Source organism: Rubritalea sp., from assembly GCF_051252225.1.
In the GTDB taxonomy this organism is placed as follows: Bacteria; Verrucomicrobiota; Verrucomicrobiia; order Verrucomicrobiales; family Akkermansiaceae; genus Rubritalea.
Window position 1 is genome coordinate 1 of the sequence record NZ_JBPOGE010000015.1, and the last position, 24,559, is coordinate 24,559.

At 45.8% G+C, this 24,559-nt stretch carries 25 protein-coding genes; 16 read left to right on the plus strand and 9 right to left on the minus strand.

Annotated features, from left to right (window positions below; all coding sequences use genetic code 11):
* Nucleotides 1–154: 154 nt before the first annotated feature.
* Nucleotides 155–790, minus strand: a complete 636-nt coding sequence (locus ACSHX2_RS12100; RefSeq protein WP_435693211.1) for an RNA recognition motif domain-containing protein — start codon at nt 788–790, stop codon at nt 155–157.
* 325 nt (nt 791–1,115) lie between these two features.
* Between ACSHX2_RS12100 and ACSHX2_RS12105 the strand changes: the two genes are divergently transcribed.
* Nucleotides 1,116–2,072, plus strand: coding sequence for a D-alanyl-D-alanine carboxypeptidase family protein (locus ACSHX2_RS12105; protein ID WP_435693212.1), 957 nt, complete (start codon nt 1,116–1,118; stop codon nt 2,070–2,072).
* A 61-nt stretch (nt 2,073–2,133) separates the two neighbouring features.
* Nucleotides 2,134–3,018 carry a hypothetical protein gene (locus ACSHX2_RS12110; RefSeq protein WP_435693213.1) on the plus strand — a complete coding sequence of 295 codons (885 nt, stop codon included), beginning with the start codon at nt 2,134–2,136 and terminating at the stop codon, nt 3,016–3,018.
* 73 nt (nt 3,019–3,091) lie between these two features.
* On the opposite strand, the gene ACSHX2_RS12115 is transcribed toward ACSHX2_RS12110, so the two are convergent.
* Both ACSHX2_RS12115 and ACSHX2_RS12120 read right to left on the minus strand, forming a co-directional pair.
* Nucleotides 3,092–4,201, minus strand: coding sequence for a type IV pilus twitching motility protein PilT (locus ACSHX2_RS12115; RefSeq protein WP_435693214.1), 1,110 nt, complete (start codon nt 4,199–4,201; stop codon nt 3,092–3,094).
* A gap of 31 nt (nt 4,202–4,232) precedes the next feature.
* A complete protein-coding gene (locus ACSHX2_RS12120) occupies nt 4,233–5,315 on the minus strand; it encodes a type IV pilus twitching motility protein PilT (protein ID WP_435693215.1) in 1,083 nt (360 codons plus the stop codon).
* A gap of 139 nt (nt 5,316–5,454) precedes the next feature.
* Between ACSHX2_RS12120 and ACSHX2_RS12125 the strand changes: the two genes are divergently transcribed.
* From ACSHX2_RS12125 to ACSHX2_RS12170, 10 genes are all read left to right on the plus strand, one after another.
* Nucleotides 5,455–5,631, plus strand: a complete 177-nt coding sequence (locus ACSHX2_RS12125) for a hypothetical protein (RefSeq protein WP_435693216.1) — start codon at nt 5,455–5,457, stop codon at nt 5,629–5,631.
* A gap of 213 nt (nt 5,632–5,844) precedes the next feature.
* Nucleotides 5,845–8,154, plus strand: coding sequence for an Amuc_1098 family type IV pilus outer membrane protein (locus ACSHX2_RS12130; RefSeq protein WP_435693217.1), 2,310 nt, complete (start codon nt 5,845–5,847; stop codon nt 8,152–8,154).
* Nucleotides 8,155–8,889: 735 nt separating this feature from the next.
* Nucleotides 8,890–9,687 carry a hypothetical protein gene (locus tag ACSHX2_RS12135; RefSeq protein ID WP_435693218.1) on the plus strand — a complete coding sequence of 266 codons (798 nt, stop codon included), beginning with the start codon at nt 8,890–8,892 and terminating at the stop codon, nt 9,685–9,687.
* Nucleotides 9,687–11,621 carry a hypothetical protein gene (locus ACSHX2_RS12140; protein WP_435693219.1) on the plus strand — a complete coding sequence of 645 codons (1,935 nt, stop codon included), beginning with the start codon at nt 9,687–9,689 and terminating at the stop codon, nt 11,619–11,621. The genes ACSHX2_RS12135 and ACSHX2_RS12140 overlap by 1 nt, the downstream gene beginning before the upstream one ends.
* Nucleotides 11,618–12,559 (plus strand): AAA family ATPase, encoded by a 942-nt coding sequence (locus tag ACSHX2_RS12145; protein WP_435693220.1) that lies wholly within the window; start codon nt 11,618–11,620, stop codon nt 12,557–12,559. The genes ACSHX2_RS12140 and ACSHX2_RS12145 overlap by 4 nt, the downstream gene beginning before the upstream one ends.
* Before the next feature lie 9 nt (nt 12,560–12,568).
* Nucleotides 12,569–13,924, plus strand: a complete 1,356-nt coding sequence (locus ACSHX2_RS12150; protein WP_435693221.1) for a DUF58 domain-containing protein — start codon at nt 12,569–12,571, stop codon at nt 13,922–13,924.
* Between the two features lie 96 nt (nt 13,925–14,020).
* Complete coding sequence (locus ACSHX2_RS12155; RefSeq protein ID WP_435693222.1) at nt 14,021–14,257, plus strand: ferredoxin; 237 nt, start codon at nt 14,021–14,023, stop codon at nt 14,255–14,257.
* Nucleotides 14,244–14,639, plus strand: coding sequence for a DUF721 domain-containing protein (locus tag ACSHX2_RS12160; RefSeq protein WP_435693223.1), 396 nt, complete (start codon nt 14,244–14,246; stop codon nt 14,637–14,639). The genes ACSHX2_RS12155 and ACSHX2_RS12160 overlap by 14 nt, the downstream gene beginning before the upstream one ends.
* A 29-nt stretch (nt 14,640–14,668) precedes the next feature.
* Nucleotides 14,669–15,349: an HAD family hydrolase gene (locus ACSHX2_RS12165; RefSeq protein ID WP_435693224.1), complete on the plus strand. Its 681-nt coding sequence runs from the start codon at nt 14,669–14,671 to the stop codon at nt 15,347–15,349.
* Nucleotides 15,346–15,696 (plus strand): dihydroneopterin aldolase, encoded by a 351-nt coding sequence (locus ACSHX2_RS12170; RefSeq protein WP_435693225.1) that lies wholly within the window; start codon nt 15,346–15,348, stop codon nt 15,694–15,696. The genes ACSHX2_RS12165 and ACSHX2_RS12170 overlap by 4 nt, the downstream gene beginning before the upstream one ends.
* On the opposite strand, the gene ACSHX2_RS12175 is transcribed toward ACSHX2_RS12170, so the two are convergent.
* The 3 genes from ACSHX2_RS12175 to ACSHX2_RS12185 all read right to left on the minus strand — a co-directional run bounded on the left by ACSHX2_RS12175 (nt 15,693) and on the right by ACSHX2_RS12185 (nt 17,139).
* A complete protein-coding gene (locus ACSHX2_RS12175) occupies nt 15,693–16,328 on the minus strand; it encodes a pseudouridine synthase (RefSeq protein WP_435693226.1) in 636 nt (211 codons plus the stop codon). The two genes, ACSHX2_RS12170 and ACSHX2_RS12175, sit on opposite strands and share 4 nt — an antisense overlap.
* A 64-nt stretch (nt 16,329–16,392) precedes the next feature.
* Nucleotides 16,393–16,689, minus strand: coding sequence for a hypothetical protein (locus ACSHX2_RS12180; RefSeq protein ID WP_435693227.1), 297 nt, complete (start codon nt 16,687–16,689; stop codon nt 16,393–16,395).
* Between the two features lie 6 nt (nt 16,690–16,695).
* Nucleotides 16,696–17,139 (minus strand): EF-hand domain-containing protein, encoded by a 444-nt coding sequence (locus tag ACSHX2_RS12185; protein WP_435693228.1) that lies wholly within the window; start codon nt 17,137–17,139, stop codon nt 16,696–16,698.
* Between the two features lie 109 nt (nt 17,140–17,248).
* Here ACSHX2_RS12185 and ACSHX2_RS12190 point away from each other — a divergent pair, with 109 nt between their 5' ends.
* The gene (locus ACSHX2_RS12190; protein ID WP_435693229.1) at nt 17,249–18,718 is read left to right on the plus strand and encodes a PLP-dependent transferase; all 1,470 of its coding nucleotides are present in this window, start codon (nt 17,249–17,251) and stop codon (nt 18,716–18,718) included.
* A gap of 33 nt (nt 18,719–18,751) precedes the next feature.
* Here the strand turns inward: ACSHX2_RS12190 and ACSHX2_RS12195 are convergent, their stop codons facing one another.
* Nucleotides 18,752–19,726, minus strand: coding sequence for a hypothetical protein (locus ACSHX2_RS12195; protein ID WP_435693230.1), 975 nt, complete (start codon nt 19,724–19,726; stop codon nt 18,752–18,754).
* Between the two features lie 179 nt (nt 19,727–19,905).
* On the opposite strand from ACSHX2_RS12195, the gene ACSHX2_RS12200 reads away from it, so the two are divergent.
* Nucleotides 19,906–20,619: an outer membrane lipoprotein-sorting protein gene (locus tag ACSHX2_RS12200; protein WP_435693231.1), complete on the plus strand. Its 714-nt coding sequence runs from the start codon at nt 19,906–19,908 to the stop codon at nt 20,617–20,619.
* 7 nt (nt 20,620–20,626) lie between these two features.
* Here ACSHX2_RS12200 and ACSHX2_RS12205 read toward each other — a convergent pair whose 3' ends face one another.
* On the minus strand, nt 20,627–21,490 hold the full coding sequence (locus ACSHX2_RS12205; protein ID WP_435693232.1) for a Rossmann-like and DUF2520 domain-containing protein: 864 nt from the start codon (nt 21,488–21,490) through the stop codon (nt 20,627–20,629).
* Between the two features lie 39 nt (nt 21,491–21,529).
* Entirely contained in the window at nt 21,530–21,997 is a 468-nt protein-coding gene (locus ACSHX2_RS12210) for a hypothetical protein (protein ID WP_435693233.1), read from the minus strand.
* Between the two features lie 308 nt (nt 21,998–22,305).
* Here ACSHX2_RS12210 and ACSHX2_RS12215 point away from each other — a divergent pair, with 308 nt between their 5' ends.
* Together ACSHX2_RS12215 and ACSHX2_RS12220 are read left to right on the plus strand one after the other, a co-directional pair.
* Nucleotides 22,306–23,442 (plus strand): DUF1611 domain-containing protein, encoded by a 1,137-nt coding sequence (locus ACSHX2_RS12215; protein WP_435693234.1) that lies wholly within the window; start codon nt 22,306–22,308, stop codon nt 23,440–23,442.
* A gap of 26 nt (nt 23,443–23,468) precedes the next feature.
* Nucleotides 23,469–24,551 carry an alanine/ornithine racemase family PLP-dependent enzyme gene (locus ACSHX2_RS12220; protein ID WP_435693235.1) on the plus strand — a complete coding sequence of 361 codons (1,083 nt, stop codon included), beginning with the start codon at nt 23,469–23,471 and terminating at the stop codon, nt 24,549–24,551.
* Nucleotides 24,552–24,559 lie beyond the last annotated feature (8 nt).

The following is a 24,559-nucleotide window of genomic DNA, read 5'->3' on the forward strand; positions in this document are numbered from 1 at the left end:
AGTGAGAAGTGAGAAGTGAGAAGTGAGAAGTGAGAAGTGAGAAGTGAGAAGTGAGAAGTGAGAAGTGAGAAGTGAGAGATGTCGAGTGTGATAAAATGAAAAAACCTCAGGGCTCTAGTGAGCGCCTGAGGTTTTAAATAAGTATTGAGGTGGATTACTCAGCTGAATTAGCTTGGTTTTCTTCACCTGAGGTGTCGCCTTCTTTGCGCGACTTCGAGCCGTTTACTACGAGTTGGCGACCCATGAATGGTTGGTCGTGGAGTACTTCTACAGCACGCTCAGCTTCTTCTTTATTGAGCATCTGGATAAATCCGTAGCCCTTAGATTTGTGAGTGTTGCGATTGTAGATGATTTCTACTTTCTTTACAGTGCCCACTCCTTTGAAGAGTTCTTCTAGGTCATACTCAGTCGCATCGTAAGAAAGGTTTCCTACGTAGAGACGAGCTGATTCGACTGCTACTGGCTGCGGCTTGCGGCGCTGTGGCTTGTCTTCACTAGTTTTAGCATTACGAACGTTGCTTTTAGGGGCTGTCGTTTTTTGCTGAGCTGGCTTTTTAGAGCGTTGTTGGTCACGCTGTTGCTTGCGTACTTTTTCTTCATCGAAAAGACCGACTGCTTTGAGGAGCTTTTGCCAGAAGGTTAGTTCGAGTGGTTTCGGGGGCTGGTTGCTACGGTTCCTGTTACGGTTGTTCCGATTGCGGTTGTTGTTATTGTTGTTGCTATTGTTGCGACGTGGGCGACGGTTGCCGCCTTCGCGGTTCCCCTGATTTGGTTTCTGTGTTTCAGACATGTTGTCGGATGTATTACTTGGTCCTGGCGCTGGGCGTATGGATGCCAAATACATAGTTGGTTCTCTTTTCACCCGATGCTGGCACAGTGTGCTTTTCTTCATCGGCAGTGTGAAAATGGCTCGATAGCGTTGCGTTATCTAGAACCCGCTCAGCGTTGTATTTGGCATTTTACAAGTCTCTACGGAAGGAGCACTTGTAGGTCGAGCTGGCAGACGTTGAGCATGAGATGCTATAAAAGGCAAGTGGTTTCGCAGTCGGTTGGTAGATTCGGGGTTGCTTCTGAGCCGAAGGAGATTATTCTACCGCCGTCTGTATTATTTCATTATGCGTATTTTAGTTCTTCTCTCTGGTATCTTTTTAGCCATCACGTCCTTCTGTGTAGCACAGGAGAGTTACATAGTAGTTGAGCGCTATTCCAAGAGGGTTCTTTTAGCTTCGGGTACCGAGACCAAGCGTCCCATCGCAAGCCTAGCACATATGACTACGGCTAAAGTTGCACTGGATTGGGCGCGGATGGCGAGCATGAGTAGCTCTACTTTGCTGACTGTGCCGGCACATGCTTTTCACACGCAAGATGTAAACCCGCTGAATCTGCAGGCAGGTGACCGCATTAGCCTACGCGATGCACTCTATGCGGTAATTCTCACCGAGGATGCAGTTTCATCACTGACGATAGCCCAGCACGTAGGGGCTGACTTATTGCGTCGTCGGCCAACAGCTGGCACCCCTGTAGATGTTTTTATATCTGAGATGAATAATCTAGCACGCTCATTAGGTATGATGAAAACGCGCTACTATTCTCCGTCTGGTGCTGATGTCTGGCAAAGTAATACGTTTTCAACAGCATCCGATCAAGCAAAGCTCTCTGTGACATTGGCAACGAACAATGCTTTCACCTTCTATGCTAAGCAAAAGCAGCGCAGTCTAAAGGTCCTGCGCGCTGATGGTAGCGAGTCTCAAATGACCGTTATTAATAGCAATAAACTGCTCAACTCAGCCTTGAAGGTGGAAGGGCTAAAATTTGCATACAGTCGACTAGCTGGGCAGAACTATAGTGTGGTAGCCAATCATGATTCCTATCTAGAGAGCCTAGCTGATGGAGCCCAGAGGGCGACTCCTGTAGAGTTAGTAGTCATTGTTCTAGGCAGTACAAACGCCGAGAGCTTCAGCAAATCCTTGATTACCCAAGGTTGGAAAGAATACGAAAGTTGGCGTAACGGGGGATATATGACATCTCCTAATCGCAGAGAGTTTCTAAAACTACCGACAGATACTCAGTAAGAAGTTTTTTAGACTGGAATTTCTTGAAGTCTGGCGGCTTGTTAGGTTATGAATATAATCTATGTTTTCCCGCGTGTGCTTGCTGCTTAGTGTACTTTTATCGAGTACTTTAGCTATTGCTGCTCCTATTAGTTTAGAAAAGACACTAGATAAGTTAGCTGGTGAGGTTCTGAGAAAACATCCTGAACTTCTTCAGGAGGAGAGGATGTCTGTAGCTAGAGAGCGCATAGTAAAGAGCTGGCAAGCTTCTGAAGCTGGAGAAATAGATGAAGAGGAACTCAGGGATTTAAAACGTAGAAAGCGAGACTACGAGGGGTATGACTGGCAGAATATGCTTAAGAAATATGAATTAGCGCAACTTGATGACCCGTTGTCGCAGTTTTTATTCGATGTAGCATCTGAGAAAGGGTTGAGCGCTGAGAAATATTATGTGCTGTTGGCTTTGATGAGTGAGCGCTTGGAAGAAAGTATTGAGCTGCGAGAAGAGACTTCTAAGGAACGAATGCGTCTCATTGGCAAGGGATATACGGCATATGTGAAGGCACATGGAGTGGAGCCTTCAGGGCTTCAAATGTGTGCATCAAAGGCTGAAACAATTTTTGCGATTCGACCAGAAACTGGCGAGAAGGAGAACTGGGTGTACGTAGGGTCTGGACCGGCAGAGATCAGGGGAGGCAACCGCTATAGACTTATTGCGTATTCTCCGTTCCTGACGGGAAGCGCTAATGATAAACGCTGGGTTGTTTATAAGGGTGGGATGCTCGGTGAATGGAAAGATGAAACCATTCAGAAGCAAGTGGCTGCGATGCATTTAGAAAATATGTCTATTGTTAGAGAGTTGGAAAGTAAGACCGCGAAGTCCAAGGAAACGGAAGTTCGGGCTGACACTGGAAAAGTTGCTAAACAAAAACAAACACTGCGCATTGAGATTAGAGAATTGTGGTGAAAAAAAAGTAAGGCCTAACACTTTCAAATGTTAGGCCTGAGTATAGTTGATTTTTGTGAGATATACTTGGTTGCTAGTGACCCATAGGGCTCTCACCAGACGCTTCAGCTAGGCTTTGGCTTTCAGGTGGGAGGAAGTTCTTAAAGCGCGTTTTATCGATGGCTTTCATGTAGGCTTCCTCAGGAGTTACGATCCCTTCGCGGAGTTTGTCCCAGATGGCTTCATCCATGAACTGCATACCTTCGGCTTTCCCCTGAGTGATGACATCATAGAGCTTTTGTGTCTTACCTTCACGAATGATGGAGGCCACCGCAGGAGTCGTAAACATGATTTCGTTAACTGCCACGCGTCCACCGTTGTCACAGCGCTTCATTAGGAGCTGGGCAAGTACTCCTCGGAGTGAAGCCGCAAGCATGGTGCGGACTTGGGATTGCTGATCAGCAGGGAACACATCAATAATACGGTCAACTGTCTTACGAGCGTTATTGGTATGAAGAGTTCCAAAGACTAGCATGCCAGTCTCGGCTGCAGTGAGTGCGAGGGAGATGGTTTCCAAGTCACGCATCTCACCAACGAGAACGATCTCTGCATCTTCACGCAGGGAGGCCCGAAGACCATCTGCAAAAGTCGGACAGTGGTGAGGTACTTCGCGCTGAGTGATGATACATTGCTTGTTATTATGCACGAACTCGATGGGTTCCTCAACAGTGATAATGTGTTTGCGGGTATTCGTATTGATGTAATCTAACAGTGCAGCCAGTGTGGTGGATTTACCTGATCCGGTAGGTCCTGTCACAAGAATAAGACCAGATCGGATGTCAGCAAAGCGTTTCACTACCTCTGGGATACCGAGTTGCTCTAGAGTGGCAATTTTGGTAGGAATTAGACGGAAGACAGCTCCAAGACCTTGACGTTGTTTGAAATAGTTACATCGGAAACGGGATTGTTCGTCCATCTCATAGGCGAAGTCGAGGTCGCCTTCCTCTAGGTATTGCTCAAAGGGCTTTGGGTCGCATATTTCTGCGAGCATCTTTTTAAAGTTCTCAGCTTCGAGAACTGGTTCGCCCTCAATTGGGTGAACGCCGCCGTGGATACGCAGTTTAGGTACTTGCCCTTCACTTAGGTGTAAGTCAGAGCCGCCTGATTCGACGAGGTTTTGGAAATATTTATCAATGATAGCCATAACGATAAGTTGGTTCTTTTTTAGTGGCTTGTTAGGATTTGAAATAAGTTTTCATGAGCTTTTTATCTTCGGCTCTGAAGTAGGCTTCTTCTTGGCTGATACGGCCCTTAATATAGAGATTCTTGATGGATTCATCCATGGTAATCATCCCTACATTTTTACCTGTTTGCATAATGCCAGGGAGCATAAAGGTTTTACCATCTCGTATACATGCCGCTACAGCTGCAGTATTTACTAACAGTTCAAGAGCTAGCTCGCGTCCATCGCCCTTAGCATTCGGAATGAGCTGCTGTGAAATAACACCTCTGAGTGATTCTGCTACCATGACGCGAATCTGGTCTCGCTGATCTGTTGGGAAAACATCTAGAATACGGTCGAGTGTTCTGGGTGCGTTACCAGTGTGAAGAGTGGCTATGACCAGGTGGCCTGTCTCAGCCGCTGTGAGGGCGAGAGAAATGGTTTCCAAGTTGCGCATTTCACCGACAACAATGATGTCAGGGTCTTCACGTAAGGCTCCACGCAGAGCTCTTGGGAAGGATTCTGTATGTGAGTGGACTTCACGCTGATTAACGTGGCAGCCTTTTGATTCAAAGACATATTCGATCGGGTCTTCAAGTGTTAGGATATGATCCTCTCGGTCTTGGTTAATGAAGTCGATGATGGCCGCCATGGTGGTTGACTTACCGGAGCCGACTGAGCCGGTGACTAGAAGAAGTCCATTGTGGTAGCGAGTGAGAGGGATGAGGTGTTCTTTAGGAAGCTTAAGCTCATCAATGGTGCGAATGTGAGTGTTAATGACGCGGAAGACCATGTCATAGCCTAGGCGTTGTCTCACCACTGAGGCTCTGAAACGGCCTAACTCATTTTGGTAGGCAAAGTCAGCATCACCTCTCTTGTGGAGAAGTTCCCACAACTCTTCGGTTAAAAATGATTTCACCAAGTTTTCGGTGTCATCAGCTGTTAGAGGTGGGGCTTCATCCCAGATAGCTTGGAGTTTTCCAAAGCGCCTCCAACAGGGAGGGCTAGCTGTAGCTAGGTGAATATCTGAGCAATCATACTCTACGCCTAGACTTAAGTAGGTGTCGACGTGAGGGTAAACATGGTAATCTGACATTTGAAATGTAGGTTTTTGTGAATAGGGAGCCCCTAAACAAGCAGTCTTCAGCGAGATGGCACGCATAAAATTCAAACCCACCCATTTTTTCGTGAATAATCCATTGACTTGCGTTATGGCCTGTTGAGTATGTGTGTTTATGAACACATTTATATCTCTATTAGAATCCACTGTGCAGCAAGCTTCTCAAGTGCTTGCTGATTTAAAAAAGGGAAGTAAGCCTACAGTGCGATTAGAGCAGTTAGAGTTTACCTTTGGTATGGTACGTGAGTTCGAGGTAAACCAAAGTGTACAGAGGAAGCTTGCTAAAAGGTAATTGGGCTTGGGGGCTGGTTAGATTTCTTTTAAAAAGTAATATTCTAAGGAAAGCTGAAATTTTCCCAATTTTGAGCTTACTGTCAGTGATCTCTCTGTGTATAAGCACCCTCAACCTATGATCAGATCACATTTAAAACACCGTGGAATAGGCCCTCGGTTTGGAAATGCTTTATTGAAAGGGAGCTTTCTATGCAGTTTTGTACTAGCCACTGTGCCTCATCTTCTTGCAGATGATTATTCACAGAGCGTTGCTAGTCGAGAGGCTGCCCGGAGATCTGAGAATGTGTTGCTGGCTCGAGAAATGCTGGCTCTTGGAGATAAAGCATACGAGCAAGCAGATTATGAAGAGGCTGTGCAGCAGTACAAATCGGCATTGGCTTTGGTGCCAAAAGCAGGTCTGGGTGAAGAGCAATATATTGTTACCTCTGAGCGCTATGCTCAATCCGCAGTGGAGTACGCAAAACAGTTAGCGCGTTTTGGTCAGTACCCTGAAGCCAGAGCTTTGATGGAATCTGTGTTAGAGGAAAATGTAGCGCCTGATCATTTAGGCGCTAAATCAATGTTAGCAAAGTTAGATGATCCTATTCGTACTAACCCAGCGCTCACAGTCGAGCATACTCGTGATACTGAAAGTGTGCGTAAATGGCTCTATAACGCAGAAGGATATGTTAACTTAGGTCAATTTGATCAAGCTTTGTTAGCTTATGAAGAGGTGTTACAGATCGATCGATATAATGTAGCAGCGCGACGTGGTATGGAGCGTGTGAATCAACTCATCTCTAATTATCAGCAGACAGCGTATGACCAAAGCCGTGCTGAGCTTCTAAGTAGAGTGGATGGCGCTTGGGAGTCACCTGTGGCTCGGGAAGCAAATTTTGTAAATGAAGCGGACTTACTCAATGAAAAGCATGACCGTATTCAGCAAGTCCGCGGAGCAAAACTCCGACAAATTGTTATCCCAGTTGTAGATTTTCAAGATGCTTCTATTCAGGAAGCTTATGATGTTATCCGTGAATGGTCGCGTGAATTCGATCAGCTTACCCTTGATCAAGAGAAAAAAGGCTTAAACTTTGTGCTTAACCTTGGCGCTACGGATTCAGATTCTTATAGAGAAATTACTGATAAACGTATCAATCTTAATTTACGAAATGTCCCACTTGAAGAGGTGTTAGATTATGTGAATCAAGCAACTGGCACACAATGGATGGTTGATGATCATGCCGTCTTAATTACACCCTATGGTACCGCAGATTCTGAGATTAGACGTAGAACTTTCCGAGTGCCGCCAGGTTTCATGCGAGATGCATCTCCTAGTAGCGTAACTCAGAATGATGACCCGTTTGCGGATACTGATGCGTCAGCAACTGTTCTTTCTGCTAGAGTCTCAGCTCAGGATTACCTTTCCCAACTCGGGGTGAATTTTCCAGATGGAGCATCGGCGAAATATATTCCAGGTGCTGGCACCTTGATGGTGGCAAATACGGTTTCGAATCTTAACATGATCGAGGAATACCTTCATAATTTCTCTCGCACTGAAAGCATCCAAGTCGTCATGAAAATGACAATTATGGACGTAGCCATGGGTGACCTAGAGGAGCTGGGATTTGATTGGTTAGTTGGAAATACCAATGATGAGTCTACAGGCTTTGGCGTAGGCGGCGGTTCTACAGGTAGTGGCCGACCATTCAGCGGGCAAGGTAATGCAGCCTCAACGTTATCTCCAGTTACAGCCGGTAATCGTTCCGGAGAGTACATGTTTAACAGTGTGAATGAATTTGGAAATAGCCCACTCGTTAGTGATGGTGCCACTTCTGGCTTAGACAGCGCACCTTCAGCCTTAGTGTTATCTACAACTGATGTACAAGTGATCATGAGAGGTTTAGCTCAAAAGGAGAGTTTAGAATCTTTAGATGCTCCATCAGTAATCGCGAGACCTGGTGAAAGGGCTACATTGTTTAGTGGTCGCGAGTTTATTTATCCGACAGAGTACGAGCCACCTGAGTTACCGAATACTATTAATAGCAATAGTTCTGGCGGGGCTTTTCCCGTCACTCCATCACATCCTACAGCGTTTGATACACGTCTTATCGGTTTGGACATGGAGGTGGAGCTCGCTGTTCATGAGGATAGAAACTATGTTGATGTTCAGATGGATATCGAGAAGACAGATTTTGAAGGCTTTGTCAATTATGGCTCACCTATCCAGACCTCACTTCCCGATCCCATTACAGGTTTACCTACTCCTTTAATCATCAGTGAGAATGCGATCCTACAACCTGTATTTAAGAAAATTTATCCAGGTACTGCAGTGACTGTCCAGGATGGAGCTAATATTGTGATTGGCTCACTCCAGCAGAGTAGTATTACTGACGTTGAAGATAAAGTACCTGTATTAGGTGACATTCCTTTTGTGGGTAGATTTTTTAGGAGCTCTGGAACTCGCAAAATTGATCGTGCACTTTTGATATTCGTGAATGTCGAAATCCAAGACCCTACGGGGACGCCTTGGCGTGATAGATAAGCTGGTGCAGGTAGTTATTTGAGTTTAGTGTATCGTTTGAATTTGGATAAGACTCAACATGGTGAAACGAGGCGAAGACGAGTACGTAAACGTAAGTCTAGCAGAGAGGGCGAAAAGGTAGTACGCGATGATGGCTCAGTCGTCATTCGCAGACGCTCCAAGAATCGTCGAAGCCATCAGGCTCATAAGGTCTCTCAGTTTAAAAAGAGAAAACGTAATCTGATTCTTTTGATTATCGTTTTCGTCATAATGTTTATAGTAACATTAGGCTTCTCGTTTTCTATCGCTTACCATAATAGCAGTACCTTTAAGGATCGGCTTGTTAGTGCTCTTCAAGAACAGTCAGGTAGTCAAATTGAAATGAAAGGTTTCGAGGCTGATTACACTCAAGCGGGAGTTCAGTCCATAGGTGCCAAATGGCCGGATAATACGCTGTGGCTCAGATCTCTTCAACTAAGTGATCTCAAAACAAAATACCTGCCTGGTGGTTTACTCAGCTCGAATTGGCAGATAGATAGAGTCAATGCTAAGCAAGGCCTACTCACTTTATCCGCCGGTGGCGAGAGCCCTCCTGTAGGATCAAGTAGTGCTTCAGATGATTTTCATCTGGAGTCTTTGAGATGCAATTCGCTCGATATAGTGATCGATGGGCAAAAGGGAAAATGGGCTGAGCGTGTGGGAGTAACCATGCGGCAACGTACGAATTCTTTAGACTTATTGTTAGATGGAGGAGTTATGAATCTTCCTATTATCGAGAAGTTCGAGATTAGCCAAGGGTTAGTAAGGGTTTTAGATGATAGGCTTGAGTGTGCTATACGGTTTGAAAGTGAGAAGTCGCAAGCAGCTCTCTCATTAAAGGGGGAGATAGCTTATGAATCTGATCCAGTGCTGACAATGGGTCTAGATATTGAGTCGGTGAGTTCTAAAATGATTTTAGGGGAACCCTTAGCAGAGGTTTTCCGTGGAGACGGGAGTGGCGAGGGGGCGACCGTGGTTTACAATCGACTAGAGGGTAGGCTTGAGAGACTTGACGCTGATTTGAGTTTTACGGAAATGCAATTCTACGGGTTTCCATTTTTGGCAGAGCTTTCTAAAGTGTTAAGAAAACAATGGTATAGGAGGCCTACATTTACAGATGAAGTTGTACTTCAGCTTGAGAAAAATTCGCAGAGTTTGAGCCTAAATAACATGAGGCTTATCCAGAGGGATAGGCTGATAATACTGGGTGATTTTACTGTAGCCAGTGATGATTCTGTTTCAGGTGAAATAAAAGTGGGAGTGCCAATTGAGCATAAAAAAATCATTGAAAGCTCAGTGAAAGCAGGAGTGTTTAGTACGGCGAAAGATGGCTACTTATGGGAGAGCATAGTACTTTCAGGTAAGCTTGGAGATCTGTCTGACGACTTTACTGCTAAGGTGCTGTCTAGATCAGAAGTGATGAATCACGAGGAAAAATCGAAGAGTAATGGAGAGCTTTTAGAAGGTGAAACGAAGTCCGCGGATGATGCTTTTAACGAGTTGCTCGAAGACTAATGACTTTGATTAGATTAGGAGCTGTTCTGTGTCTTTTATTCAGCCAAGTATTCGCTGAAAGGGGGACTAACTCATGGACAGGTCAAATTGTGATGGACTTCATTGCCGCCCAAGAGGTCTCTAGTGAAATTGATGTTAGTGACTATCAAATTGCTGATAACCTGCAGCCTAGTAGGAGGGGGTGGCTCATAGATCGGCTGAAGAAAAAGCGAGCGATCTATTATTCAGCGGAAAGTGAGTTTCAAGTTCTAGCAAGCAAAACTAATGGGGAAGCTGGTATTGCACTTGTCGCAATTACTCGTCCTCTGGATCCTTTTTATGAGGATATTCTTTCAATCGCTTTTTGCCGTGTCGACGGAAAATGGAAGGCTGCTCCTATCGCAGGCTTGTTCACTTATACTGGCTATGGGGAGTATCGCGCTGAAGTGTTAGAAGATCTAGCTGAGTTAGAGGCTTGGGCAATATCTGCGCAGCGTGAATATATGAGAGATCGACTCTCTCAAAGAGAGCGAGAGTATGAGGATAGTAAATCCCTGATTCGGAGTTCGTCTGAGCAATTATTGGGTGCGACAAAAGAAGAAGTTCTCCAATATTTTATAGAGGCTTGTCGATCCAATGATATTATTTCGGCACTGGCGTGTGTTGACCATGACACGTCAGATCCTTTTGTTCGGCAAACTCTAGTGAGCGCATTTAATTCGATAGATAGAGTAAGCTTGTGGAGCACCCTTATGCATGAACAGTATCTGTATGCAGTTCTTCCTGATATAAAGGAAACTTCGCTAGTAAGTCTAGGTCTCTACCTGCCATATGAGAAAAAGGATACTCAGCAGATTATAGAGTTTAAATTTAAGAAGGTCGGCAGTGAATGGTATTTGGAGCTGCCGCATGCATTACAAATAAATTCTAATGGAGATTTTCCTGAAGCGCCGTTTCGTGCTTCAAATCTACATAGTTTTAATCAAGTGAGGCTTTTAGAGGTGCAGCAGAGCATCCTAGATAATATCCCGCTTGCTACGGTGGAAAGTTCTGGCGAAATAGTTGAGCTGTTTGAGACAGCAGTGAGTAAAAAGGACCTTGAGGAGTATGTGGAGCTCATAGCTCCAGAGCAAAGAAGGAATCACTTTAATCTCACGCTGTGGAAAAAATTGACGTCTGATTCAGTGAGTAACGTGTCTCGTATTTATGCAGATTATTCGGAGAGTGATGCGCATTTAATCTACCTGGTAGAAAACTGGCCACGTCCTGAGCGATTTTCCTTAGTTTCAGTACGGTATGTTCAGCAAGCAAATCATTGGTACGTTGATCCTGTGAAATATTCGAAGAGAGATTTGGAAGCCTTTTTGGATAATGCCCGTTTGGAGAAGTATCGAGAGTTTCAGCAAGCGAGTGATGAGAATGTGTTGATGTCGTTATTACCTGATGCTTTAGAGGTCAAACAAGGAGAGTTACAAGCATTAGGAGAGTATGCTGAGCTTCCAGCCGTATTTAATGAATATGAAGACAGTTTGCGTAGCGGGGAGTTAAATAAGCTTTCAGCAAACATAGCGATCACTAAAGGGGGAGAACTATCAACATTGCGCGCTATCGGGGCTGACGCTAGAGGTCGCTCGAGAGATGACTGTGTTTTCCGCTGGGTTAAGGTGGTGCAGGCTGAAAATGTGGCAATGGGAATAGTGAGTCTTGACTATGGTGATGAGACGGCAAAGGAGTACCTGTTTTACCCTTTTGTTAGATTGAAGGGCGACACGAGAATGATTCCTTCGCTTCTCTACTATTTTGAGCACGGACGTGGACAAGCGCTTGAAAATAGAAAGACAGTAAAGTTAATCGAAGAGGCTCAGCTTGAGGGGTTTAAAAAAGAATATTTCGAAGCAGTAGCTCTAGCTAATAAGGAAGTAGAGCGTATGGATATAGAAGGTAAGTCAAAATGAGTGAAGTTTCTGAGGTTGGTAATAAGATAGTAGGGGCTGTTTCTAAGGTGATACGTGGACAGGAGCCCCTTATTGAACGGTTAGTTTGTTGTTTAGGTGCAGGGGGGCATGTCTTATTAGAGGATTTCCCTGGGACTGGTAAAACAACGCTAGCTAAGGCTCTAGCAGCTACTATTGAGAACTCGAAGTTTCAGAGAATCCAATTCACTCCTGACTTGCTACCCTCAGATATATTAGGAGTGTCGGTGATAAACCCTAAAACTGCGGAGTTTAAGTTTCACAAGGGTCCTATCTTTTCTAACATTTTGTTAGGGGATGAAATCAACAGGGCTTCACCGCGTACTCAAAGCGCTATGTTGGAAGTGATGGCTGAGAAGCAAGCGACTATCGAAGGTGTGAGGCATACTCTCGATGGATTGTTTTTTGTAGTTGCTACACAAAACCCTGTCGAATTTAGGGGGACCTACCCGTTACCGGAGGCTCAGATGGATCGTTTCATGATGCAGTGTTCGCTGGGCTATGTGGGGATGGAGGAGGAAGTTCAGATTCTTACTGACCAGCAAGGTCTGATTCATCCAGTAGAAACAGTGGAAGCTGTGGTTTGTCAGGAAGATGTTCTCGAGTGGCAGCGGTTGATTTCACGAGTGAGAGTGAGTGAAGAACTAAAGCACTATATGGTGCAGCTCTGTTCCTCTACGCGTCATAACCCTGATATCAAGTTACCAGCGAGCCCGCGTGCATCGCTAGCTTTGATGAAGGTGGCACAGGCACGAAGTGTGATGGCAGGTGTTGATTTTGTGACTCCAGAGGTGATTCAAGATATAGCGGTTGATGTGATCGCTCACCGACTTGTTCTCAGTAACGAGGCCAAATATTCAGGACGTACAGGCAGAAGTGTTGTAGAGTCCATTTTGTCTGAAATTCCAGTACCAGTTTAGATAGTGGGAATGAGTCAACGCTTCCATCAAAGACTCTATAAGCTGTATAGTTCAGGATCACGATCAAGCTTTCGCCTTCGGAACTATATTTCCACGCTTGGCTGGATCGTCATTTGTGGATTGCCGATGTGTGGCTTCATGGCTTCGATGTATCCGAGAGATACATTTTTCCAGCTATTAGGTGTGGTTATAGCCGTGAGTATGACCGCATTTGTTGCTGTTCTGTTTCGCAAGTCACAGTTACTTGTACATCGGCAACTTCCTAGACATGCCACTGTCGGGTTTCCTCTTGAGTATACGGTTAGTTATACAAATCTAGCTAAGCGTAGATTGAATAATTTTTATTTAATCGATCTCGCTCCAGACCCTACGCCAACGCGGGATGTCTTCCTGAATGCTACTGAGCCAGGGGAGGAAAAGCGCAATGCATTTGATCGACTCTTTCTAGCGTATAGGTGGAACTGGCTACGTTCTCGCTTTTTGTTGATGAAGTCGAAACCGTTTCTGGCAAGTCCGGTGGCAACTGGTGAATGCGGCAAGCTACGAATGGAGCTATTGCCGTTACGTCGTGGTGTCATTCATTTGAAAGAGATGCGTGTGATTCTACCTGACGCGCTCGGTTTATTTCAGCGAGTGAGCGCGGTTCAGCAAGAGGAGGATGTTCTGATAGTATTGCCTAAGCGCTACCGGATGGATGGGTTTGATTTTGTTGGTCAGGCTCGCAGCCAAGTTGGCGGGGAGAGTAGCACCTCGGTTCAGGGGCAGAGTGGCGAGTTTGTGTCACTACGTGAATATCGACCAGGTGACCCACCAAAGCATATTCATTGGCCTAGCTGGGGGAGGACCGGGAAGCCAATCTTGAAGGAGTACGAGGAGGTCTTTTTTCCTCGTTATGGGATGGTTTTGGATACCGCAGTTAGAGCTGAGTGCGAGGAAGTGTTTGAAGAAGTCGTTTCTATAGCTGCGACTTTAGCGAGCGAAGTGGATACGGAGCAGAGCCTGATTGATGTGATGTTTATTCAGCAGGGAGCAAAGGTGCAAACTGTGGGTAAAAATGTGGAGAGGGTAGAAGCCATGCTCGAACTTCTTGCCAGTGTAGAAATTGATCCGATTCCCGATTGGCAGGCATTGAGGAATGCTGTGCTAAAACATGCAGATGACTTAACGACATGTTTTCTTGTGTTGGGAGACTGGGATGAAGGTCGCGCAAGTTTTGTACAGAGTCTTAGCACATACGGGATCTCACTTGTTGTCTTGGTGGTCCAGGATGAAACTAGGCCGATTTCTGTGAATTCGGAGTATGCCGCAATAACACTATTGGATGTGGGAAAAGTGGAGCAGGGGCTGGCGAGTTTACAATTATAAGCAAATTTCTGAACGATGCATTTCCGAAACTTAGCAAAAATAGTTGCCTATTAGCGCTATGGCAATTAGCAGTGGGTCAACACAGAAACTTTTATTATGGCAGACAAGGAAGATAAGAATGAAGAAAACGTAGGCGGTGAATTTTATGTCGATAGCCAATGTATCGATTGTGACCTTTGTCGTGAGACTGCACCAAACAACTTCACACGTGAAGACGATGAAGGATATTCCTATGTATACAAGCAGCCTGAGAACGACGATGAGCGTGAGCAGTGTGTGGAAGCTATGGAAGGTTGCCCAGTAGAGGCGATCGGTGAAGATGGCGCAAAATAACCAATCTAAAAAGCAGCTGCCGCACACGATGAAGTGGATGCGGGAGCTGACTTTGCGCCAATGGCGTCACGGGGAGCCTGTTAAGGACCCCAATCGCAATGTCCATGATGCTTCTGAGCATCTCGAAGGCTTACTCAAGGAGTTAGGCATCCAAGGTGGGATGGATGAAGAAAGGCTGCGTAAAGCCTGGGTGAAAGTAGCAGGTGACTTTGTCGCTAAGCATGCCGAGCCAGAATCTTTAAAAAAAGGTGTGCTCGTTCTGGTAGTAGTCCAGCCGTCTATGCGTTTTCATTTGGAACAAATGAAGGGTAAGTTGCTTAAGAATTTACGGGATGAACTGGGCGAAGGAGTGGTGAAGCAAGTGCGCTTCAAAGTTGGATAAAAGACTCAATTGGAAGCGATCATTTTTAAATGAAGAACAATACTATGAGTGGAGAGAAGTGGAATTGGATCTTTGATTGGTCAGGCACTTTAGTGGACGATATGGCTCTGGTGATTTGCGCGACGAATCACGTCATGCGTATTTACGATAGACCGGAATGGGAACGAGAGAGTTTTCGCCGAAGTTTTCAGTTGCCCTATGTAGAGTTCTATAAGGAGCATCTTCCTAATGTCGAGTTGGACGAGCTCGAAGAGCATTTCCGCCATGGATTTGCTATTTCAGAGGAAAAGGTTCCAGTGCTTCCTCATGCTGAAGAGTTCCTCCATTTCTTACACGCTCAGAAGAGTCGGATGTTTGTGCTCACTAGCATGTGCGCTCAGGCTTTCGCTGAACAGGAGTGTGAGCTCAAGCTGAATCAGTATTTCGAAAAAACCTATGCTGGAGTTTTGGATAAACGGGAGGTGATCGGCGAGATCATTTCCAGCAATGGTTTAGATCCAAAGAGAACAATCTTTGTCGGTGACATGACACATGATGTAGAAACTGCGCACCATGGTGGCATTTATTCAGCAGGCGTTTTGACCGGGTACAACCACCGCGAGGTGTTAGAGTCGGTGAAGCCGACAATCTTACTAGAGGACTTAGCGGAGTTCAAAGAAATGCTTTCCGAGTCTGAGGATTGGCATGATGTGATAGGAGTGTCGAAATGAAGGATCGAATTATTATCAAGGGCTTAGAAGTGCCCGTGTATATTGGCGTGCCGGACGAGGAGAGAGAGAATCCTCAAATACTTAAGCTGCATCTTGAGTTTGTGCCTCACAATGATTTTTCAGGGCTCGATGATGCGATCGAGAAAACGGTCAATTACTACGATGTTTCCCAGCGGGTGAAACAATTGGCTGCAGAGCGACCGAGGAAACTTATCGAGACATTAGGCGATGAAATTTGCTCGATGATCCTATCGGAATTTCAAATATCTGAAGTGCAGTTAGAGGTTGAGAAGTTTATTCTGCCTGACACAGACTTTGTTGGATTACGCATGCAGCGCAAAGTTTAGCGTAAGATTGTAAAGTCTTTGCTAATGCGAAGATACTGTCCTTCTTTCAGGTGCCCCAAGTTTAGTTCACCAATACTCTCACGGTGTAAACTGGTTACTTTGTTTCCAATGGCGTGGAACATGCGCTTTATCTGGTGGTAGCGTCCTTCATAGAGAGTTATTTTAGCTAATTTCTCTTCTAGGATCTCTAATTCTACTGGGGAGGTTGTGAGGTCTTCGAAAGCAAAATAAATCCCTTCATCGAAAATGTCGGTAGCGTTTTCGGGGATTGGGTCGCGCAGAGTGACTTCATAGACTTTGGGTACTTTTTTGTCTGGCTCAGTGAGTGCACGTGACCATCGGCCATCGTTAGTTAGTAAGAGAAGCCCAGTGGAGGCGCGGTCAAGACGGCCAACGATGTGTAAATCTGCAGCATAGGGTTCGTCGATCAGTTCGATCACCGTTGGATGTTCAGGGTCAGTAGTGGCGCTGAGATAGCCCGCTGGTTTGTACAGCATGAGATAGATGGCTTCGCGTTCTTGCAGAGTTTTTCCATCGAACTCAACTGTAGTGAATTGATCCACTTCCGTGCGATGAAAGGTTTCTACCGCACCATTGACTTTGGCGTGGCCTGCATCGATTTTTTGACGCACGGTTTTTTTTCCCAACCGCGTTTGGTGGGAAAGGAATCGATCAAGTCTCATAAGGGAGGCTTAACTAATAATAGTAACCCATGGAGCCAGTGGAGCGCGAGTTAGTGTTACCACTAGTCGCTCTGGTTGGGGTGTAGCTGCCGTAGGAGCCGTAACGAGGGTCTCCAGTAGCTGTGGCTGCTCCGAGTAGGCCTGTAACGGCTGCGCCGGTAGCTGCTCCAGACCATCCGCCCATGAGTCCGCCAACTCCGGCTCCGACTAGACCGCCAGTTACGGCGCGATTAGTTTGTTCTGGAGTTGAGCAAGAACTTGAGCAGATCCCAAGAGCAATGCTACAGATAAAAAAACGATTAGTTGTCACAGGTAATTAGTTGTTAGGTGTGAGGTCAGGAAGGTCTTGGAGGGTGATGTAGCCCTTATTATTCGTATCAATTTTACTGAAAGCAGTTTGAAGTTCTTCGATGAATGGAGCGTATTTCATGACATCAGTGAACTTAATGTACCCTTTTTTCGTGACGTCAATTTTAGGGTATTCTTGTTTTGCGCGATCTTTGTCCACAGCATGTAGGTGGTATTCCTGTTCGCTGACTCTGCCGTCTTTATTTTGGTCAAATTTCTCAAAAAGATTGGAAGCAATGGAGTGCACAAATTCTTCCTGAGTGAGGTGACCATTCTGGTTCTTATCAAATTTAGCAAAAAGAGCGAGCTGGTGTGCTTCTTGAGCCTCTTGTGAGCTTGCTTGGGTCGGCTTTGCAAATGCAGCGGAGCTAATGACTAGAATGAAAGCGATGGGAACTAAGGGCTTTATCATGGCGGGCTGACTATGGGGCTGAATAGATGGGATCCCAAGAAAAAAGCATTTCTTCTCGGGGTGATAACTAGCTTGCAAATCTTGCGTAGTTCAGTAGACATCGTCCGCGTTGAGAAACCTCATTACACACCCAGCGTGGACTGACGAAGATCTCGGAGCTCCACTTCCTGACACACGGCATGCTATTTCCGTGTGCTTACCTACGTGGGACTCAGTGATCGGATACGAGGAGGGCAGAGATAAGGTAGTGCGCCGTATGCGCTGTGGTTACCCTCGGTTCTTCAAGCATCCACTGGTAGAGCGATTATTTAATGAGGCTTCAAAACAGCTCGCTGTCGAATCTGAAAGGGTCGTGGTATTTCCTCATCGTGAGGCTGCTCAGCGCGCATTACGTTTTGTAGAGAAACGCACAGGAGCGGCAGCGCGAATTGTGAGCTATGATGGGTTGCAGGCATTGATCGTACCTGAGGCTGTGTTTGTTGTAGCTATGGAGTACTGGCGCTACACTGGTGAAATAGTCTCCAGCCGCCAAGCATACGATGTGCTAGATGGCGATGGACTTTGGAAATTTGATGTGAGTGCTTTGCGTGAGCGCATTGCTGGGTTTGGTAATTACCAAGTGGAAGACGTTTTTCTTTATGAAAGCGGAATGTCTGGAATCTATGCAGTTCACCGAGCTGTAACTGGTATGTTTTCTGGTAAGAAGACACTGCAAATTGATTTCCCGTATGTTGATGCACTCAAGATTCAAAACCATTTTGGATCAGGTGCTGTGATGCTCAACGATAGTTTTGGTGAGTCTCTTGACGAGGCTCTGAAACGCATCCGTCAGGGAGAGTTTGCTGCGGTGTTCTGCGAAGTACCTAGTAATCCGCTTTTACGCACGTTAGATCTGGAAAAAGTACATCACGCATGTCGCGAAGGTGGAGTTCCTTTAGTCGTGGATGATACTGTAGCGTCCGTCTATAATGTGAATGTGGCGAAGTATGCAGATGTGGTCACTAGTTCTTTGTCAAAATGGGTATCTGGTAAAGGTGATGTACTAGCTGGCTGTGTGCAGCTGGTAGAGAGTTCACCATTTTATAATGATTTTCGTGGGTTTTTCGATGACGACAGTGTGGAGGGTAGCCGTCTTTATGCGGCAGATGCCGCTGTGCTTGATGAAAACTCCATGGGCTTCTTAGAGCGTATGAGCCCAGTCAATGCTAACGGATTAGCTCTAGTATCTTTGTTAGAAGACCATCCCGCGGTGGACAAGATTTGGTATCCATCACTTTGCGCTACTGAGAACTACGATGATATTAAGCGTGAGATCGGTGGGTATGGAGGCTTGATTTCCTTTACTTTGAAGAATGAGAAAAAGGCTCCAAAGGTCTATGATTCTTTAAAAGTTTCCAAGGGACCTAGTCTAGGAACTGAGTTCAGCCTAGTTTGTCCCTACACATTGCTAGCGCATTATGATGAGCTTGAGTGGGCTGCGGGCTGCGGAGTGCCAAAGAGCCTTATTCGCATCTCAGTAGGGACCGAAGACTCAGATGCTTTGTTAGCTACCTTTAGAGAAGCTTTAGACTTAGGCTAATCACCAGTCGTGACTAGCCAATAGGTCTCGTTTTTATTGATCTTCGTAATGCGGGCTAGGTTGCCCTTGCTCTAGTGAGAGGTTGAGCCAGTCAAAGAGCTTGTTGATTTCTTCTGTATCGTTGCGAATAGCATCAAGAGCAGCCCAGTCGAGGTGTGGACGTGTGTGTGCAGCTGCCACACGATTTATATCGAGACGCTCCATCAAGGCTTCAGTTTCGCGTGGGTGTGCATTGAGGATGTGAGCCGGGCGCGGTAAGTCGTCTAACTGCTCAAGAGACAAACCAAAGGAAGTGACTCCGATACCAAATGTCTCGTTGAGTTTTCTAAATGCTTCAGTGAGAGCTTCATCTTCTATCGCGCATGCGTAGAAAAGTTCTCCACCATTTGCCCATACAGATGAGCTGAGAGCTTGGAAAAAGTCTTCTCGAAATGTGTGAATATTAGGGTAGATACGCAGACGTGCAGCGTAGAGGCGGAATGGTGGGAGGTTGAGCGTTTGCTTGAGTTTAAGCACACCGTTTCCTTCTTCTCCTGCACCTTCCCAGTCGACTAACATCAATTCCGGAAATTTCCAGAGATTGCCCATCGGTGAGGTAGCTTGAAATGGATCGCGGAAAATGAATGGGTAGCGACCGTTGATTTCGCACCAGCGGTTCACGATAGCGCGGAACTTCTTTACGCGAAGTAGAGCTAGGTCGACGGCGTCTTGATTAGAGCCGAAATCGTCCAGCCGCCCTTGAGTCATTGAGAGTAGTTCCTGTGCGCCAGCGAGCGCGGGAACCGCAGCTGTACGGCGATAGTAGCCTTGTCCTTTTTCCACCTTTGCTATGGATGATCCGGGATCGCAGGACATGATAGAAAAGTGGTAGCGTAAGGAAGCGTCTGAGTAGTTTCCATCGAGACGCATACGAACTAGCCTAATTAACTCCGTTCCTTTGATTGCCTCTTTCGGGTTGGCTGGGAGGATATCAGGTAGGACTTGATTTAGTTGATTACGCAGGCTCATAGATGGTGGGTTCGGGCAATTCCGTTAGCGAAAGATGCAGTGGGAAATGTAAAATTTTCAAGCCTAGAGTGTGTAACTTTTTAAAAAGTAGGGTGCGTGCTAACAATCTACTGATAAATTATTTGAATAAAGCGATTGGTCTTGCTGTCATAAGTAATATGGATTGTTCTAACCGAAGCATGAAAGCACCACTTTTTGTCACACTTTGTCTTATGCTCGTTTGTAGTTTACCAGCGATTGCTGATGAAGCTGCCGAGCGAATTCTCGCTAATACACGTTATTCCGTGACATTGCAGACCCAGCAAGATCTTCACGGGTACATGTCTAAAAATGGCAAGAAGACTCCACTGAGCCTATTCTTGAGGAAAGAGGATATTCAGTTTTTTTATAAAGTAGGTAAGGAAGAAAAACGCTTTCACATGCGCTTGGAGAAGGATCATTATGATCTTTTTGAAATTGTTGATGGAAACACTAAGCAATTTAATGACGCCAAGCTTTCAGAGAGTATCAACGAAACTGATGTCACCTACGAAGATATTTCCATGCGCTTTCTCTACTGGGAAAATGCTAAAGTGACTGGTGAGCAGAAAGTGAACGGTCAGCTCTGCGATGTGGTTCGTCTAGAGAACCCGTCTAAGACTGAAGGTGAGTATCGTATTGTTTACGTATGGGTACACAAGAAGTACGGAGCTATGATGAAAATGGTAGGCTATGATGCGCAAGGAAAGCCGCTCAAGCAATTTCTAGTAACCGACCTGATGCGTATTGGCAAAGAGTATACATTACGCACTATGCGCGTCTCCTCGGTGGATCCAGCATCGAATAAGCAGACGGGTATCACCTATGTGGAATTCCAGAAAGCCAAAGCTGCTGAGGGCAAAGCAAAGCGTTAATCTGGATCTATCCTGAGATAATATTTTTTATCTCTGTGAGTTGAGCATCACTCGCATTTCCTTGTGCTCTTGCGAGCTCAATCGTAGCAGCTCCGAGAGCTCTATACATTTCTAGGCTGTTGTCATTGCTAAGAGCGTTGAGGTGGTTTTGTACCGTCTCAGCATCTCCTCGCGAGATTGGTCCAGTCAGCGCGTGGGTAGTGCCTTGGCTGAAAATGTTAGCTAGCGTAGCTTCCATAATTGGTTGCATCAGCTTGAGTGATTGTTCGCGCTCTATCCCAGCGTGCTCGAATAGACTGGCACTGGCTTCAGTGAGTGATGTGAGGTAATTACAGCACATCACAGTAGCTGCGTGGTAGAGGGTTTTATTTTCCGACTCGATTTGGAAACAATTGCCACCAATGGCGTGAAATTTTTCTTCTAAGATTGCGATAGCTTGCGCATCACCTTCACAGCCACAATGGACACCTTCGAAATGTACACGTGACTCCAGTGCGGCGGCAAAGGTCATTACTGGATGAACGCTAGCAACTGTAGCTCCTAGATCTCGACAGCTTGTAAGAAGCTCTGAGGAGAATGCGCCACTGCAGTGAAAAATACAATCGCCTTGGCGTAGTAGACGGCTTTTAGAGAGAGCTTCGGCGGTGGGTGAGATTGATTGGTCATTGGTCGCGATGAGCCAGACTGATGCTGCGCTGGATTGCTCCAGAGTTGCGCACGCTGTTCCTGCGCCGATATGTTCAATGGCGTGTGCTGAGCTCTCTAAGCTCAGGTTTAGGATGGAGCCAATTTCGAATACTTGAGCTTCATTCCAGAGTCTAGCAAGAGACTGACCGAGCTTGCCGCATCCGATGATATTGAGTCTAGTCACGGCTAGGAGTTTAGAAATACAATCCTAGATGAGAAGCTTTTAGACAAGCTGGATGTCTTTTACCGAGAAAGGACGAGTGATAGAAAGAGCTTCTTCAGGGTGGTCTCCTTCTTTAAGTACTGCGTTGTAAAACTCTTGGTCGAATTCTCCAGATTGAAAACAATAACGAAGTGCGACTCGTAAAGAATAGCGGTACTTGAGACCTCCTAGACTTTTCTCGAGTTGATTGAAGCTTCGGAAGTTACCAGCTTTGAGAGAATACACATCTTTTAAGTGTTTGTGGATGTAATTCACCAAGGTTGTATTTGGCCGGTATGCTGCTTCGAAAGGATCATCTCGATCAATCCATTCTGAATGTAAAATGGGTGAAAGTCTGTGATCCAGAGCGTATATGTATGCGGCTGGAAAGATCTGATCGTCTTCACGGCGTGAGGCGTCGAGGAGAATTTGATGACGATGAATTTCGTAAAGAGCGGAGATGGTGGGGGACATAAGTCGTTTCGGCATTAGTTAGGTGAGGGGGGAGTAAATACAATCCAAAAATGAGAGAGACCTAATGTAGTTTTTATAAATGAATAGTCAGTTTGATACGTGTAGTGTCTGCCTTCAAGCCTCCAGTTTAATAACTGCGCCAGACGATATGTTTTATTGTGGCTCTCTGAACAAAAAAGATAATTATATCTTTGTTTGATTTCTGTGTTAAAAGGCTCTCTTCATATTATTTTTTGGCGTGAAATTCGTTTACAATGAATTACTTACGCGTAATTCGTTGTGGTTCATCGTCTAAGGGTTTAACTGGAGAAATTCTTAAAATTATGCTTAAAAATTGTCAATCTTCTGCTTCGTCTGATTGCTCCACAACGTTTCCAATTACTCAATCGATTGCCGAAACTGCAATCATTTACTGTGAAGGGAATTTTGGTGAAATTGATGGGAAAACAGCCAATGGGCTCGCTCGCCATTCAGAAAAGTACGAGATCCTTACGATCATCGATAGTACGAAAGTAGGTTTAGACGCTGGTGAGGTTCTCGATGGCACACCCAATGGTATTTTGATCTGCCGAGATCTTGAAGAGGCATTGGAGCAAGCTGTAAGCACTCCAGACCATCTTATTTTTGGAATCGCTCCAGCGAGTGGAATGCTTTCTCCAGAGGAAAGGCAATTGTTGCTCAATGCCATGCAACGTGGGATGAGTATCGTAAACGGTCTTCACGAGTTCTTGAATGACGACCAAGAGTTCATCGACGCGAGTGCTAAATGTGGAGTCGTGATTCGTGATGTGAGGAGACCTCGAGATAAGAAAGATTTACGAGTTTTTAGTGGACGAATCGCTGAAGTGAACTGTCCACGTATTGCGGTGCTAGGCACGGACTGCGCCATCGGTAAGCGTACGACTTCGACTATCCTAGTCGAAACCCTCAAGAAACGTGGGATCAATGCGGTAATGATAGGCACTGGCCAGACAGGCTTGATCCAAGGGGCTCGCTACGGCTTGGCTCTTGATGCAGTCCCTTCCCAGTTCTGTGCAGGCGAATTAGAAGCCACCATCGTTGAAGCTTTTGAAAATGAAAATCCAGATGTCATTTTTATCGAAGGCCAGGGCTCTTTGAGCCATCCGGCGTATTCCTCTTCGAGCTTCATTCTGCGAGGGAGTTGCCCTCAAGGAGTCATACTTCAGCATGCACCGGAACGTCAGCATCGATGTGACTTTGAGAATATGCCAATGCCTACGCCAGACTCAGAAATTAAACTTATTGAGACCTTTGCCGAAACCAAGGTCATAGGAATTACCATCAATCATGAAAACATGACAGATGATGAAGTTTTCGACACTATCACAAACTACGAGGAGAAATTTGGAATCCCTTGCACAGATGTGCTTACGAGGTCTCCTGAACGCCTTGTTGAAATGATTCTATCAGCCTTTCCCCAGATCGGAGAGAAACAATAAACCTGGCATCTCAGCCCGCGCCGCGTTTGGAGATAGATCTCGCTAAGATCTTTCACAATGCGTCGGCCATGGTGAATCGTCTTCGTGAAAAGGGGATTTCTGTTACTGGGGTGACTAAAGCCACTCTAGGATCTGCTGAAATTGCGAATGCTTGGTTGCGAGCTGGTGTCAGTGGACTAGGGGATTCACGTGTGGAAAATATGAGAACCATGCGTGGAGCTCAGATTTCTGCACCAATGACTCTGATTCGCACACCGATGTTGAGCCAAGTCGATCAAGTAGTGGCTCTCACAGATGTGAGTTTTAATACTGAAATCGATGTGATTCGCCAGCTTTCTGAGGCCGCAAAGCGAATCAACCGTATTCATGGGGTGGTGCTTATGGTGGAGCTCGGGGATCTTAGGGAAGGCATTATGCCTGCACTACTAGAAAAGACGATTCGAGCCACACTAAGATGTTCCCACATTACCTTTATGGGCATAGGGACTAACCTAGCCTGTCGCAGTGGTACCTCGCCGGATCGTCGAAACATGGGGGAACTCTCAGATCTTGCAGATTCTATTGATGCCACCTTTGGGCCAATTGTGAATACAGTTTCTGGTGGTAATTCTGCCAATCTTGGATGGGCGCTCAGTGGAGGGAATACAGGACGTATTAATAATCTGCGCTTGGGTGAGTCCATGCTTTTGGGTTGTGAGCCATTACACCGGCAACCTATCAAAGGGCTGCATACGGATGCCTTCACCTTGATGGCAGAGGTGATAGAGTTAAAAACTAAACCTACTAAGCCATGGGGTGAGATTGGTCAGACTGCTTTTGGTGAAGTGACAGCTTGCTCTGACAGGGGAAGCATCACTCAGGCGATTTTAGCAATTGGTAGACAAGATACAGATCCAGACGGTCTAAAGCCACCGGCTAGTCTTAAAATTCTAGCGGCGAGTAGCGACCACCTCGTTGTCGATACTAGTGATTATCTTGGGGCGATGAAGTTGGGTACACAGATTCCATTTCAGCTGAACTACAGCGCCCTGCTAGGAGCTATGACTTCTCCCTTCATTTCTAAAGTGATGAAAACACCTCACGTCAAACTTCAGACGAGCAGCGTATGAGTTTTTTG